The 14071-nt window shown below is 67.8% G+C and carries 12 protein-coding genes and 1 pseudogene; 6 read left to right on the top strand and 7 right to left on the bottom strand.

What is annotated here, in order from left to right; all coding sequences use genetic code 11:
* Positions 1-157: 157 nt before the first annotated feature.
* The 5 genes from A6302_RS16270 to bglA form a co-directional block, all read right to left on the bottom strand.
* The gene (locus A6302_RS16270) at positions 158-490 is read right to left on the bottom strand and encodes a type II toxin-antitoxin system PemK/MazF family toxin (RefSeq protein ID WP_069307924.1); all 333 of its coding nucleotides are present in this window, start codon (positions 488-490) and stop codon (positions 158-160) included.
* The gene (locus A6302_RS16275) at positions 490-747 is read right to left on the bottom strand and encodes an AbrB/MazE/SpoVT family DNA-binding domain-containing protein (RefSeq protein ID WP_069307925.1); all 258 of its coding nucleotides are present in this window, start codon (positions 745-747) and stop codon (positions 490-492) included. The genes A6302_RS16270 and A6302_RS16275 overlap by 1 nt, the downstream gene beginning before the upstream one ends.
* Positions 748-1339: 592 nt before the next feature.
* Complete coding sequence (locus A6302_RS16280) at positions 1340-1537, bottom strand: hypothetical protein (protein WP_069307926.1); 198 nt, start codon at positions 1535-1537, stop codon at positions 1340-1342.
* A 50-nt stretch (positions 1538-1587) separates the two neighbouring features.
* A complete protein-coding gene (gene glmS / locus A6302_RS16285) occupies positions 1588-3414 on the bottom strand; it encodes a glutamine--fructose-6-phosphate transaminase (isomerizing) (RefSeq protein WP_069307927.1) in 1827 nt (608 codons plus the stop codon).
* 182 nt (positions 3415-3596) lie between these two features.
* A complete protein-coding gene (gene bglA, locus A6302_RS16290) occupies positions 3597-5267 on the bottom strand; it encodes a beta-galactosidase BglA (RefSeq protein ID WP_069307928.1) in 1671 nt (556 codons plus the stop codon).
* A 432-nt stretch (positions 5268-5699) separates the two neighbouring features.
* Between bglA and glmU the strand changes: the two are divergent.
* The 6 genes and pseudogenes from glmU (at position 5700) to A6302_RS16320 (ending at position 11715) form a co-directional block, all read left to right on the top strand.
* A pseudogene (gene glmU, locus A6302_RS16295) lies at positions 5700-7055 on the top strand (bifunctional UDP-N-acetylglucosamine diphosphorylase/glucosamine-1-phosphate N-acetyltransferase GlmU).
* Positions 7056-7190: 135 nt separating this feature from the next.
* Entirely contained in the window at positions 7191-7988 is a 798-nt protein-coding gene (locus A6302_RS16300; RefSeq protein WP_069307929.1) for a hydroxypyruvate isomerase family protein, read from the top strand.
* A gap of 242 nt (positions 7989-8230) precedes the next feature.
* Positions 8231-8530, top strand: coding sequence for a DUF2849 domain-containing protein (locus tag A6302_RS16305; RefSeq protein WP_069307930.1), 300 nt, complete (start codon positions 8231-8233; stop codon positions 8528-8530).
* 98 nt (positions 8531-8628) lie between these two features.
* Positions 8629-10287 carry a nitrite/sulfite reductase gene (locus A6302_RS16310; RefSeq protein WP_069307931.1) on the top strand — a complete coding sequence of 553 codons (1659 nt, stop codon included), beginning with the start codon at positions 8629-8631 and terminating at the stop codon, positions 10285-10287.
* Entirely contained in the window at positions 10277-11035 is a 759-nt protein-coding gene (locus tag A6302_RS16315) for a phosphoadenylyl-sulfate reductase (RefSeq protein WP_069307932.1), read from the top strand. Before A6302_RS16310 ends, A6302_RS16315 begins: the two co-directional genes overlap by 11 nt.
* A 113-nt stretch (positions 11036-11148) precedes the next feature.
* Positions 11149-11715 (top strand): DUF934 domain-containing protein, encoded by a 567-nt coding sequence (locus tag A6302_RS16320; RefSeq protein WP_083255842.1) that lies wholly within the window; start codon positions 11149-11151, stop codon positions 11713-11715.
* A gap of 404 nt (positions 11716-12119) precedes the next feature.
* Here A6302_RS16320 and A6302_RS16325 read toward each other — a convergent pair whose 3' ends face one another.
* A complete protein-coding gene (locus A6302_RS16325) occupies positions 12120-12683 on the bottom strand; it encodes a hypothetical protein (RefSeq protein ID WP_083255843.1) in 564 nt (187 codons plus the stop codon).
* Positions 12684-12954: 271 nt separating this feature from the next.
* The gene (locus A6302_RS16330) at positions 12955-13926 is read right to left on the bottom strand and encodes a YVTN family beta-propeller repeat protein (RefSeq protein WP_069307934.1); all 972 of its coding nucleotides are present in this window, start codon (positions 13924-13926) and stop codon (positions 12955-12957) included.
* Between the last annotated feature and the right edge of the window lie 145 nt (positions 13927-14071).

Raw genomic sequence — 14071 nt, forward strand, 5'->3', positions numbered from 1 at the left:
TGCCCCGGATTGTGCGATGGAACGGCATGTGGATTGGCATCGCGCAACATCCTTCGTCACTAAGAATGAAGAGAAGAGAAATGATGTTGGAAATATTTTGATTGGCCCCTCACCGTTCCCCTATTTGAGACATATTCAATACTCTCCTCAAGTGCATTTACCCCACAATCGTCGCCAGTCTCCCCAGCACCTCGTCCATGATCTCCTGCGGAACGCTCTCAAGCTTCCTGCCGCGCCTTGCACCCATATCGATCGCCCTGGGCTGGTCGCAGCGGATGACGCCGGTGGTCGCCGTGCCGCAGCCCGTCAGCGACACCGCAAAGCCGGCCGTGCGGGCGAAGTTGCCGCCGCCGGTAATCGGCAGCACCACGGGGGTCTTCGTCATCCGGTTGAAGGCGCCCGGCGAGACGATCAGCACCGGGCGGGTGCCCTGCTGTTCATGGCCGGAGGTGGGGTCGAGCGAGACGAGATAGATGTCGCCGCGCTCCATCAGGGCAGCTCGTCGCCGGTGGCCTCAAGGCCGAGCCAGTCGCGATCCTCGTCGGACATCTCGGCCGCCGGATCGCATTGCGCGAGCAGGTCGTCCAGCGTGTAGCGCGGGCGGGGCTGGGGCTCGACCACCAGCCGACCCTGGTCGACGCTGAGGCCGACCTGCGAGCCGGCGGACAGATCGAGGACATCGAGCAGCGCGGGCGGAACCGCCAGCATGACCGAGCCGCCGACCTTGCGCAGATTGGTTGTGTGCATGACACTCTCCGAAGTTATATTGGAATATAACATCGGAGAGGTTGTGGTTCAAGTGCGGTTTCGCGTGGCGTGGGTGCAGGAGCGCCCTGGGACAGTGGCAGCCAGCGCGGTGCCCGTTGGACGGATCAGTCCCTCTCCGGGTGTCATCCCCGGCGAGCCGAGCGAAGCTCGGGGAGGGAAGGGGAACCAGAAGGCGGCTTTTGAGTTCGGTGGCTGGCTTCTGGATCACTTCCCATCGGCGCTTCGCGCCGCTGCCGGGGATGACACCGGGGGGCGATGATGGTGGCGATCGCGCCGCTGCCGGGGATGATACCGGGCCGGTGGTGGTGATCGCGCCGCTGCCGGGGATGATACCGGGCCGGTGGTGGTGATCGCGCCGCTGCCGGGCGCGACACCTTGTGGCGATGATAGTGGCGACTCCGCCGCAGCCGGCGCCTGAGACCAGCGCGCGCATGAACCGAAATCTCCCCGCCCTCACCCTGAGGAGGCCCGGTACGGGCCGTCTCGAAGGGCGGGGGCGGCCTCGTCCTTCGAGACGGGCGCAAGAGCGCCCTCCTCAGGAGGAGGCCGATCAAGGGCTTGCCCGGGTCACTCAAACCTTCGCGTCACCCTTCTGGCGAAGATCCCGCAGGCCATGGCGTTCGTGATGCAACTCCGCCTCCAGCGGCCCTGACGGCCGCCGGACCTTGTCGATGAGGGCGGAAAAGAACCCGCGGGCGGGGTCGACGTCGCCGCGCAGGGAGTAGATCTTCGGCCCCTTGGCTTCCGGGGCCCAGCGTTCGCCCTTCATGGGTGGGGTGACCTTTCCTGGGTTGTCCCCAGAAAGATCCGCCAACGACGTTACTCGACCGTTACCGATTTCGCGAGATTGCGCGGCTGGTCCACGTCGGTGCCGATGAAGACGGCGGTGTGGTAGGCGAGAAGCTGGATCGGGATGGCGTAGACCAGCGGGGTGAGGGTGGCCGGCATGTCGGGCAGCACCACGGTTTCCACGGTGCCGATCGCCGCTTCCTCGGCGCCCTTGGCGTCGCTGAACAGGATGATCCGGCCGCCGCGGGCGGCCACCTCCTGCATGTTGGAGACGGTCTTGTCGAAGATCCGGTCGTAGGGCGCGATCACGATCACCGGCATGGTCTCGTCGATCAGCGCGATCGGCCCGTGCTTCAGCTCGCCGGCCGCATAGCCCTCGGCGTGGATGTAGGAGATTTCCTTCAGCTTCAGCGCGCCTTCCAGCGCCAGCGGATAGCTGGTGCCGCGGCCGAGATAGAGCGCATGCGGCGTCTTGCCGAGGGTTTTTGCCAGCGTCTCGATCTGCGGCTCCAGCCGCAGCGCCTCGGCCATGTAGCGCGGGGTCTCGGTGAGGGCGTGAACGAGGCGCTTCTCGTCGGTCTCGGTCAGCACGCCGCGCGCCCGGCCGGCGGCGACCGCAAGGCAGGCGAGCACGGTGAGCTGGCAGGTGAAGGCCTTGGTGGAGGCGACGCCGATTTCCGGGCCGGCCAGCGTCGGGAAGATCACGTCGCTCTCGCGGGCGATCGTCGATTCCGGCACGTTGACCACGGCCGCCACCGTCTGCCCCTGCGCCTTGCAGTAGCGGAGCGCCGCCAGCGTGTCGGCGGTCTCGCCCGACTGGGAGATCATGATCGCGAGCCCGCCCGGATCGAGCGGCGCCTCGCGGTAGCGGAACTCCGAGGCGATGTCGATGTCGACGGGCAGGCGCGCGAAACGCTCGAACCAGTATTTGGCCACAAGGCCGGAGAGATAGGCCGTGCCGCAGGCCGAGATCACCACGCGGGTGAGCTTCGTCCAGTCGAAGGGCAGGCCCTCCGGCATTTTTGTGGTCTCATTGGCAAAGTCGATGTAGCGGGCGAGCGTGTGGCCGATCACCTCCGGCTGCTCGTGGATTTCCTTGGCCATGAAATGGCGGTGGTTGCCCTTTTCGACGAGCAGCGCCGAGGCCTGGCTGATCTGGATCGGCCGGTGGACGGTGGCGCCGTATTCGTCGCGGATGGTGACGCCCTCGCGGGTCAGCACCGTCCAGTCGCCGTCCTCCAGATAGGTGACGCGGCTGGTGAAGGGGGCGAGCGCGATGGCGTCGGAGCCGAGGAACATCTCGCCCGCGCCATGGCCGACCGCCAGCGGCGAGCCGCGCCGCGCGCCGACCAGCAGGTCGTCGTGGCCCTTGAAGATCATCGCCAGCGAGAAGGCTCCGGTGAGGCGCGGCAGCACCCGCTCCACGGCCGTCACCGGGTCGTAGCCCTTGGCGAGCTCGTGGTCGACGAGATGGGCGACCACCTCGGTGTCGGTCTCGCTCTGGAAGCGGGCGCCGGCGGCGATCATCTCCTCGCGCAGCTCGCGGAAATTCTCGATGATGCCGTTGTGGACCACGGCGACCCGCTCGGTCGCATGCGGATGGGCGTTGGCCTCGGTGGGCGCGCCATGGGTGGCCCAGCGGGTGTGGCCGATGCCGGTCTTGCCGGAAAGCGGGCTCGTCTCCAGCTTGTCGGCCAGCGCCGCAAGCCGCCCCTCGGCCCGCACGCGGCGGATCTCGCCGCCATCCAGCGCGGCAACGCCGGCCGAGTCATAGCCCCGGTATTCGAGCCGCTTCAACGATCCGACGAGGCGCGAGGCCACTGCCTCCCTGCCGACGATGCCGACGATCCCGCACATGCCGTAGTCGCTCCCTGAAACTGTGTCGGCCGCGAGGATGGCCCGGCGGTCGCAACCGCCGGGTTAAATCCCGCGCCGGATCGGCAGAATTCGAGCGACGACGTTAAGCGCAGGTTGACGCTGCGGCGAAATCAACTTGCGTGTCGCCATGTTGCAGCGCCGCCCCGCGCGACCGGCCGGCCTTACGGCTCGATCATGCCGAAGAAGGCGTCGATGCCTTCCATGATGATCGTGTGCGCCTGCGCCCGGCCGGCAAAGCCGAGACCCTCCACGGGCGTGACCGTCACGCCGGGGGACAGTTCGAAGCGCGCCTCCTCGGACGAGAGGTTGAACAGGCAGAGCATCTCGCGGCCCTCATGGCGGCGGATGAAGGCGATGGTCTCGTGCTCGGCCTCGAGGAATTCCACGTCGCCCTTGGCGAGGATCGGGTGCGACTTGCGGAAGGCGAGGAACTTGCGGAAGTGGCCGTGCACCGAGTTCTCGTCGCCGGCCTGCCGGTCCACGGCGAGATCGTGGTGATCGGCCGGCACCGGCAGCCACGGCTTGCCCTCCGTGAAGCCGGCGTTGACCGCGTCCGCAGTCCAGGCCATCGGCGTGCGGCAGCCGTCGCGGCCCTTGAACTCGGGCCAGAAGCGGATGCCGTAGGGGTCGACCAGATCCTCGAAGGCGAGCTCCGCCTCGGTCATGCCGAGTTCCTCGCCCTGGTAGAGGCAGACCGACCCGCGCAGCGACAGCAGCAGGCTGCCCATCACCTTGACGAGCCGCTTCTGGTCGGACGCGCGCCCGGCAAAGCGGGTCGCGGGCCGCACCACGTCATGGTTGGAAAAGGCCCAGCACGGCCAGCCGCCGGCCGAGCCCGCCTCGAAACGCTTGACCGTCGAGGTGATGAACTCGCGGCCATAGCCATAGCCGAGGAAGTCGAAGGTGTAGCACATGTGCAGCTTGTCGCCGCCGGAGGTGTAGGCCGCCATCAGCTCGATCGAATGGCCGCTGTCGCCCACCTCGCCCACCGCGGTGGCGCCGGGATACTCGTTCAGCAGCGCGCGGAAGCGCTTGAGGAAGCGCAGGTTTTCCGGGCGGTTCTTGTCGTAGATATGGTCCTGAAAGCTGTAGGGGTTCACCTCCGGCGCATCGGCGCCCGCCTTCTGCGTGCTGTCGACGGGCGGATTGCTGCGCAGGCGCTGGTCGTGGAAATAGTAGTTCACGGTGTCGAGCCGGAAGCCGTCGACCCCGCGCTCCAGCCAGAAGCGCACGTCGGCCAGAATCGCGTCCTGCACTTCCGTGTGGTGGAAGTTGAGGTCCGGCTGGCTGGTCAGGAAGTTGTGCAGGTAATACTGGCAGCGCCGCGTGTCCCATTCCCAGGACGAGCCGCCGAACACCGACAGCCAGTTGTTCGGCCAGGTACCGTCCGGGTTCGGATCGGCCCAGACATACCAGTCGGCCTTGGGATTGTCGCGCGACGAACGGCTTTCGACGAACCACGGATGGAGGTCGGAGGTGTGCGACAGCACCTGGTCGATCATCACCTTCAGGCCGAGCCGGTGGGCCTCGGCGATCAGCGCGTCGAAATCCTCCAGCGTGCCGAAGATCGGGTCGACGCCGCGGTAGTCGGACACGTCGTAGCCGAAATCCTTCATCGGCGAGGTGAAGAAGGGCGACAGCCAGATCGCGTCGACCCCGAGGTCGGCGACATAGGGCAGCCGCCGGGTGATGCCCGCAAGGTCGCCGATGCCGTCGCCGTTGGAATCCTGGAAGCTGCGCGGGTAGATCTGGTAGATCACCGCGCCGCGCCACCAGTCGGGGTCGTTCTGGGCGATCTGGAGGGCGGAACTGGCTGCGACCTTGACATCCATCGGCACATTCTCTCTTCGGCGGGGCACCGTCGTTCCTGCACGCGGCCGGCGAGGAGGCCGGAATGATCTTGCGCGGGAGACGGGCACCAGAATGACGAACGACGCGGTCACGAGCGACCGACGCCGGCATGGTGATACCCCGTGGGGGCGCGAATGTTCCCGCGCCGGTCGGGCGCGTGTTCGCATCTGCGAGTGTGCGCTGAACGTTGCGGGAAAGAAAGGTGAGGACGGGCAGGAATTCGTGCCGGCGGAGTGAAGACGGGCCGCGGCCTGTCGCGGGCAGTTGAACCGGCGGCCCGGCGGACGTAGCAGTAGGGCACCGGGCCGGTCGCCGAACGGGACCGCCGCGATACCGACATTGACGACGTCCGCCGGCGCAGCGCTTGCGCCCCCTGCCTGGGGCAGGCCGGACGGCAAACGAAGAGGACCCGCATGACCGCTGCCGCCACCTGCCTCGCCATTGTCCTTGCCGCCGGCGAGGGCACGCGCATGCGCTCGTCCCGTCCGAAGGTGCTGCACGAGGTGGCCGGGCGGGCAATGGTCGACCACGTGCTGCATGCGGCGAGCGGGGCCGGCGTCACCGACCTTGCGGTGGTGATCGGCGCGGGCGCCGATGCGGTGGCCAACCATGTGGGGCGCAGCTTCCCGCAGGCGGCGCTGTTCACGCAAGCCGAGCGGCTTGGCACCGCCCATGCGGTGCTGGCGGCGCGGCCGGCGCTGGAGCGCCAGCCCGGCCAGATCATCGTGCTGTTCGGCGACACGCCGCTGGTGACGCCCGGCACGGTCGCCGCGATCCGCGCCGCGCTGGCAGCGGGCGCGACGTCGCCGTGCTCGGCTTCGAGCCGGCCGATCCGACCGGCTATGGCCGGCTCGTCATCGAGAACGACCGGCTCGCCCGCATCGTCGAGGAAAAGGACGCCGATCCGCTGGAGAAGGCGATCCGCCTCTGCAACGCCGGCATCATGGGCTTTTCCGGCTCCCATGCGCTGGCGCTGCTGGAGAAGATCGGCAACGCCAACGCCAAGGGCGAATACTATCTCACCGACGCCGTCAGCCTTGCCGCCGGAAGCGGCCTTGCCACCCGGGTGGTGATGGGTGACGCGGTGGAGGTGCAGGGCGTCAACGACCGCATCCAGCTGGCCGCCGTCGAGGCCGATTTCCAGGCGCGGCGCCGGCTGGAGGCGATGCGCGACGGCGCGACGCTGGTGGCCCCCGGCACGGTGTTCTTCTCCGCCGACACGGTGCTCGGCCGCGACGTGCTGGTGGAGCCGAATGTGGTGTTCGGCCCGGGCGTGCGCGTGGCCGACGGGGCAACGATCCGCGCCTTCAGCCATCTCGAAGCCGCATCCGTGGGCGAGGGCGCCATCATCGGACCTTATGCCCGGCTGCGGCCCGGCGCGCAGATCGGCGCGTCCGCCCACATCGGCAATTTCGTGGAGATCAAGAACGCCGACATCGGCGAGGGCGCCAAGATCAACCACCTCACCTATGTGGGTGACGCCTCGGTCGGGCCGGCGAGCAACGTCGGCGCCGGCACCATCACCTGCAACTACGACGGCGTGTTCAAGCACCGCACGACCATCGGCGCCGGCGTGTTCGTCGGCTCCAACACCACGCTGATTGCCCCGGTGTCGATCGGCGACGGCGGCTACACCGCCGCCGGCTCGGTGATCACCGCCGACGTCCCGCCCGACGCCATGGGGCTTCGGCCGGGCGCGGCAGGTGGTCAAGGAAGGGGCGGCACGCCGGACGCGGGAAAAGCTGGCGCGCAAGAAGCGGGAGGGGTGATGCGGACATGCGGTGGCGCGCACGTCCGCGGGGCCGGCCGTCGCCGCCGCGTCCGCCTCGCGGCCTGCTCCCTTGCCCCGCCCTCCCATCCCCGCGTAATCCTGCGCGCCTGATGCCGTCGCGCAGGATCCATGCATGCCCTTCCGCCTGACCGCCAACATCTCCTTCCTCTTCCCCGACCTGCCGTTCCTTGATCGCTTCGCGGCGGCGGCGGCGGCGGGATTCGACGCGGTGGAGTGCCACTGGCCCTACGAGCATCCGGTGGAGATGCTGCGGGTGAAGCTCACGGAGGCGGGGCTGGATCTCACCGGGATCAACACCCCGCGCGGCAACGTGGACGCCGGCGACTTCGGCCTTGCCGCGGTGCCGGGCCGCGAGGAGGAGTTCCGCGAGAGTTTTGCGAAGGCCGTCGCCTATGCCGAGGCGCTGGAGTGCCCGATGATCCACGTGATGGCCGGCATCGTCGCCGCGGACCGTCACGAGGAGGCCTGCTACACCTATATCGAGAATCTGCGCCACGCGGCGAAGATCGCCGAGGACAAGGGTCTCACGATCCTGATCGAACCGATCAACCACCGCGACGCGCCCGACTATTTCCTCTCCAGCCTGGAAGAGGCGGATGCCATCGTCGCCACCGTCTCCAGCCCGGCGCTGAAGATCCTTGCCGATCTCTACCACCTGCAGATCATGGGCGGCGATCTCGTCTCGCGTTTAGCCGAGGTGGGGGACGCCATCGGCCATGTGCAGGTCGCGGCCGTGCCGTCCCGTGCCGAGCCGGACGACGGCGAGGTCAACATCGGCTTCGTGCTGAAGGCGCTGGAGGCGGCCGGCTACGACGGGCTGGTCGGCGCCGAATACCGGCCACGCGCCGGCACCGTCGAGGGCCTCGGCTGGATCGCCGCCGCCGGCCTGTCGCTGCCGGGACGGGGCTGAGCGAAGGCCGGCCCGGATCTGCCGGAACGAGGCGTGACGGCGGAAAAAATTCGCCGGCGACAAGGCTCTCTTGACCAGAACATGCCATCATTTCCCTGGAACGGTTCCAGACGGAAATCTTTTTCCCTCCGATGTGTGGAATTGGAAAGTCCGTCGGCGCAAAACCGTGCGCCATGGATTACCTCAGTGACAGCCGGGATAACCTCGGCAAGATCCGCCAACGCCGAGCGACACGGGACATCATGCAGCAGATCCTCACCGGCAATCATCTCGTGACCGGCGACGTCGTGTTCCGCACCGCGTCGGGCGACTGGTCGGTCCATGTGGACGAGGCCGGCGTGCTGGAGGACAAGGCCGCGGTCGAGGCGGCGCTGGCCGCGGCGGCCGAGGATGTGGCGCGCTGCGTCCTGGTCGGCGTCGAGGCGATCGACGTGGTGGTCGCCGAGGGCCGTGTCGTGCCGAAGCGCCTGCGCGAGCGCATCCGCGCCGACGGGCCGACCGTGAAGTCCGACTACCGCCCCGATCTGCGCCCCGTGACCTGATCGGGCATCGTTCCGATCGGTCGTCATCCGGCCGCGCAAGATGCCATTCATATCTGTTGCGGGCTGTGCTGCCCGTGCAAGTCCGAGGGATCGGCCCCATGTATCGCTACGATGAATTCGACGCCTCCTTCGTGTCCGACCGGGTGGCCCAGTTCTCCGACCAGGTGGAGCGGCGCCTGTCCGGCGACCTCACCGAGGAGGAGTTCCGCCCGCTCCGGCTGATGAACGGCGTCTATCTCCAGCTTCATGCCTACATGCTGCGGGTGGCGATCCCCTATGGCACGCTGAACGGGGCGCAGATGCGCCGGCTCGGCCATGTCGCCCGCGTCTACGACAAGGGCTTCGGTCATTTCACCACCCGGCAGAACATCCAGTACAACTGGCCGAAGCTGGCCGACATCCCGGCGATCCTGAAGGATCTGGCCGAGGTGGAGATGCACGCCATCCAGACCTCGGGCAACTGTATCCGCAACGTCACCGCCGACCACTTCGCCGGGGCTGCCGCCGACGAGGTCGCCGATCCGCGCCCCTATGCGGAAATCCTGCGCCAGTGGTCGAGCCTCCACCCGGAGTTCTCCTACCTGCCGCGCAAGTTCAAGATCGCGGTGACGGGCGCCGCCCATGACCGGGCCGCGATCCGTGTCCACGACATCGGCCTCGAGGTGCGCCGCAACGAGGCCGGCGAGATCGGCTTCCGCGTGCTGGTCGGCGGCGGCCAGGGCCGCACGCCGATGATCGCCCGCGAGGTGCGCGACTTCCTCCCCGAGGAGGACCTGATCGCCTACACGGACGCGATCCTGCGCGTCTACAATCTCTACGGGCGCCGTGACAACAAGTACAAGGCGCGGATCAAGATCCTCGTCCACGAGACCGGCATCGAGGCCCTGAAGAAGGACATCGAGGCCGAGTTCGAGCGGATCAAGGACGGCGTGCTGCGCCTGCCCGAGGAAGAGGTCGCGCGGATCGAGGCCTATTTCGCGATGCCCGCGCTGGCGCAGGACCGCCCGGCCCGCTCCTCGGTGCTGGAGGCCGCCAAGGCCGACGACATCGGCCTGAAGCGGTTTGCCGAGCGCAACCTGCACCCGCACAAGGTGCCGGGCTACGCCGCGCTGACGATCTCGCTGAAGCCGATCGGCGGCATTCCGGGCGATGCCTCGGCCGACCAGATGGACGTGGTCGCCGAGCTTGCCGAGCGCTACGCCTTCGACGAGATCCGCGTCAGCCACGAGCAGAACCTGGTGCTGCCGCATGTGGCGCTCGACGACGTGCCGGCGATCTACGCGGTGCTGAAGGACAACGGCCTCGCCACCGCCAACGCCGGCCTCGTCACCGACATCATCGCCTGCCCGGGCCTCGACTACTGCGCGCTGGCCAACGCCCGGTCCATCCCGGTTGCCGAACGCATCTCCGAGCGCTTCGGCGACCCGGACCGCCAGGCGCTGATCGGGCCGCTGTCGATCAAGATCTCGGGCTGCATCAACGCCTGCGGTCATCATCACGTCGGCCACATCGGCATCCTCGGCGTCGACCGCAAGGGCGAGGAATTCTACCAGATCACCCTCGGCGGCTCGCCCGACGAGACCGCCTCGATCGGCGAGATCATCGGCCGCGGCTTTGCCACCGACGAGATCGTCGATGCCATCGAGAAGGTGGTCGACACCTATCTCGGCCTGCGCAGCGGACCGGACGAGCCGTTCCTCGATGCCTATCGGCGGGTCGGCGAAGCCCCGTTCAAGGAGGCGCTCTATGGCCCTTGACGCCCTGAAACTCGACGTCGACCCCGACGAGGCCGCCGAGGCGCGCGCCCGCGACCTGTCGGCACGCTATGCCAACGCCACCGCCGAGCAGGCGATCGACGCGGCGCTCAACGACATCTTCCCCGGCGAGATCGCGCTCGTGTCGAGCTTCGGCGCGGAATCGGCGGTGCTGCTGAAGCTGGTCGCCGACATCGACCGCCACGTGCCCGTCGTCTTCCTCGACACCGGCAAGCTGTTCGGCGAGACGCTGCGCTACCGCGACAAGCTGGTCGACCTGTTCGGCCTCACCGACGTGCGTTCGATCAAGCCGGTGCCGGCGCGGCTGGCCGAGGTCGATCCGGACGGCGGCCTGTGGCTGCGCGACAACGACACCTGCTGCCACATCCGCAAGGTCGAGCCGCTCACCTTCGCCATGGAGGGCTTCTCGGCCTGGTTCACCGGTCGCAAGCGCTTTCAGGCCGAGACCCGGTCGAAGCTCCAGCTGTTCGAGGCGGAAGGCACGCGGATCAAGGTCAACCCGCTCGCGGGCTGGTCGTCGGCGGAGATCAAGGCCTTCCGGGCGAAGCACGACCTGCCGGCCCATCCGCTGGTGGCCGAGGGCTTCCTGTCGATCGGCTGCATGCCCTGCACCGACCGCGTGGCCGAGGGTGAGGACGAGCGCGCCGGACGCTGGCGCGGCGCGGCCAAGACCGAATGCGGCATCCATCTCGGCCTCGTCGGCCGCGAGCTGGACGGCAGCGGCATCTGACACGTCTGCGCGGAGGGGCCCGGCATCCGCCGTGGCCCCTTGCGCGATTTCACGGCCCGGGTGTGCTAACCTCGCCCGACCTTCAGCCTTTCCGAGCGGAACCAACGCCTGTCATGACTGCGATCCCGACCATCTCCGAACCGAAGGCGGTCTCCGCCGCGACGCCGAGCGCCACCGACGTCTACCGTGACGGCGCCTTCGTGGCCGACGACTGGCGCCATCTCGTCAGCGACGAGGAGATTCCGGCCGAGGGGCGGGTGTTCCTGTCGCTCACCCGCTTCCTCGCCGAGGCCGAGGCGCTGGCCGGCGACAACCGCGCGATCGGCGTGCGGATCGAGCCGGGCGAGAAGGTCGCCGACCTCGTGCCCTATCTCGACCGCCTGCCGGCAATCGCGCTGGTGTTTCCGAAATTCGTGGATGGCCGCGCCTATTCGCAGGCGACGCTGCTGCGCGACAAATACGGTTTTGCCGCAGACCTGCGCGCCGTCGGCGACGTTCTGATCGACCAGATCGGCTACATGCGCCGCGTCGGCTTCACCACCTTCGAGATCCGCAACGAGCCGACCCGGCGGGCGCTGGAATCGGGCCGCGACCCGGAAGTGAAGCGCTACTACCAGCCCGCCTTCCGCAAGGAGCCCCCCGCCGGCACCCGCCCCTGGATGCGCCGCGCCGAGGATTGAGAGCGAAACGCGCCAACTTCCGACCGGAGGGGCGGCTTTGGGTGAGGACGCGCCCGACCGGGCGCCGGCTGGTCAGGCCGTAACCTCGATGAATCCTGATGTGTCCGGATTCATCGATGCACGCATGAGATCCGGGCCGGGTATTTTTCAGGACGTATGTCGTGCCAACGCTGGGGCTTTCCCTCGCCCTTCGAGACAGCCGCCTTGCGGCTTCCTCAGGGTGAGCGAAAGAGCAAGTGCCTGTGATCAAACAGGCAAACTCTCGGAGGCCTCATCCTGAGGACGCCTGGAACAGGCCGTCTCGAAGGACGAGGCCGGGTGCGCCGGCTCGTCCCGCAGGCTGAATCGGATACCCGCGATCAAGCCCTGCGAAGCTTTCGCCGCGCAAGCCTGCCACTCCCCGCTCAGTCCGTCGAAATCTTGTCCGCGATCATCTTGCCGAGCCGGAAGGTGCGCTGCTCGATGATCACCGGCACCTCGCAGACGAAGGTCAGCGAGCGCTGGCGGTCGCCGAAGACGCGGGTCTCGAAGTTGAGTTCGTCATAGGCGGCGTTGATCGCCATCGGATCGGCATCGGGCGCGTCGCGCATCTTGTCGATCGCCGATGTCCGCTTGCGCAGTTCGGCGGCCATCTCGCGCTGCTTGCGGGCAAAGCGGTCGATGCCGTTCATCACGTCGGAGCGTTCGATGTCGAGGGTGGAGTAGAGCCCCGCGAACAGCGAGATCATCTTCTCGTTCCGCGCGCCGGCCGCGCGTTCGGCAAAGGCGTCGATCGCCGCCTGCGCTTCGTCCAGCGTGGTGCGCCGCGCCGCCAGCAGGCCGACGAGATCGCGCGTTTCCTTGTCGTCGCGCCATGTGGCCGTGTGGGCGGAGATGTCGGGTCCGGTCCAGACCGCGCCGAGCGACAGTTCGGGAACCTTGCGCTGCTGGCAGGGCCAGTTCGGATCATCCGGATCGCCGAAGGCCATCGCCGGTCCCGTGAAACTGACCGCTGCGAGCAAGATTGCTGCAAGCTTTGCGGCCACGAGCGTCTTTCCAGACTTCACAGACATGTTTCACCTGTCCTGCTTCTTGATCTTCGTGCCGGGGCCGATCCTATCACCATCGCGCAGGCGTTGCCCGCCCGATGCGGAAGATCATCCGCGACATGTCGAAGCCGGACGCCAGGGCGGACACCCGTGCCTCCGGCTCCCATGGTGACGGGGCCGCGCCGGACGGCGCCGCCCCGGAGCTGCAGGATCAGTCCGGCTTGACGACGACGCCCCAGGGGTAGCTGCCGACGCCCACCGACTTGATCACCTCGTCGGAAGCGACGTCGATGATCGACACGTCGTTGGAAACGCCGTTGGTGCTGATCAGGAACTTCTCGTCCGGCGTGAAGGCGAGCTGCCAGACCCGCTGGCCGACCAGCAGATACTTCTCGACCTCGTAGGTCTCGGCATTGACCACCGCGACGCGGTTGGACGGGCCGAGCGCCACATAGGCCTTCTTGCCGTCCTTGGTGATGCGGACGCCCACCGGCTGGATCGCCTCCGAGCGCACGCCATCGACCGCGAAGGTGATCTTGTGCTTGATCTCGCGGGCGGCGGCGTCGATCACCGACACCGTCCCGCCGATTTCCGACGAGACCCAGACCTCGGTGTTGTCCGACTTGAACACAGCGATGCGCGGCCGGCTGTCGACCAGCACGTTGGACACGATCTCGTGGGTCTCGGTGTCGATGAAGTGGGCCATGTTGGTGGTTTCGGAGGTGTTGACCACGAACTTGCCGTCGGGGCTGATGCCCATGCCCTCGGGCTCCACGCCGACGGGGATCTCGATGATCGGCTGGCGGGTCTTCACGTCCACCACGGTGACGAGGTTGTCGTCCTCGTTGGCGATGTAGAGCGGGTTGCCCGAGGGATGCAGGATGAACAGCTCCGGATCGGGACCGGACGGCAGGGTGTGGGTGATCTCGTTGGTCGCCGTGTCGATGACCTCGACGCTGTCGTCGTCGCCGACCGCCACATAGACTTCCTTGCCGTCGGGCGAGACGGTGATGCCGCGCGGACGCTGGCCGACCTTGATCGTGCTCGTCACCTCCCAGGTCGTCGAATCGATGACCGTGACGGTGTTGTCCTTCTCGTTGCTGACGTAGACGGAATAGGCGGCGGCCGGACTGGCCATGACGGCATAGCCGCCAAGCATCAGCGCAAGGCGCGTCATCTTCATCGGGTGTTCCTCCTCGGCGGGTGCCGCCCGTCATGCCGCGGGACGGTCACCCCTGATCCACGTCATTGTCGTGGGCAAACCACGCAGGGGCAAGGCGCCCGCGTCGCCAGATGGCATCCGCGAGCGCAAGCGTCAGAAACTGCAC

Origin of the sequence: Methylobrevis pamukkalensis, from assembly GCF_001720135.1 — a bacterium.
GTDB classification, from domain to species: Bacteria; Pseudomonadota; Alphaproteobacteria; order Rhizobiales; family Pleomorphomonadaceae; genus Methylobrevis; species Methylobrevis pamukkalensis.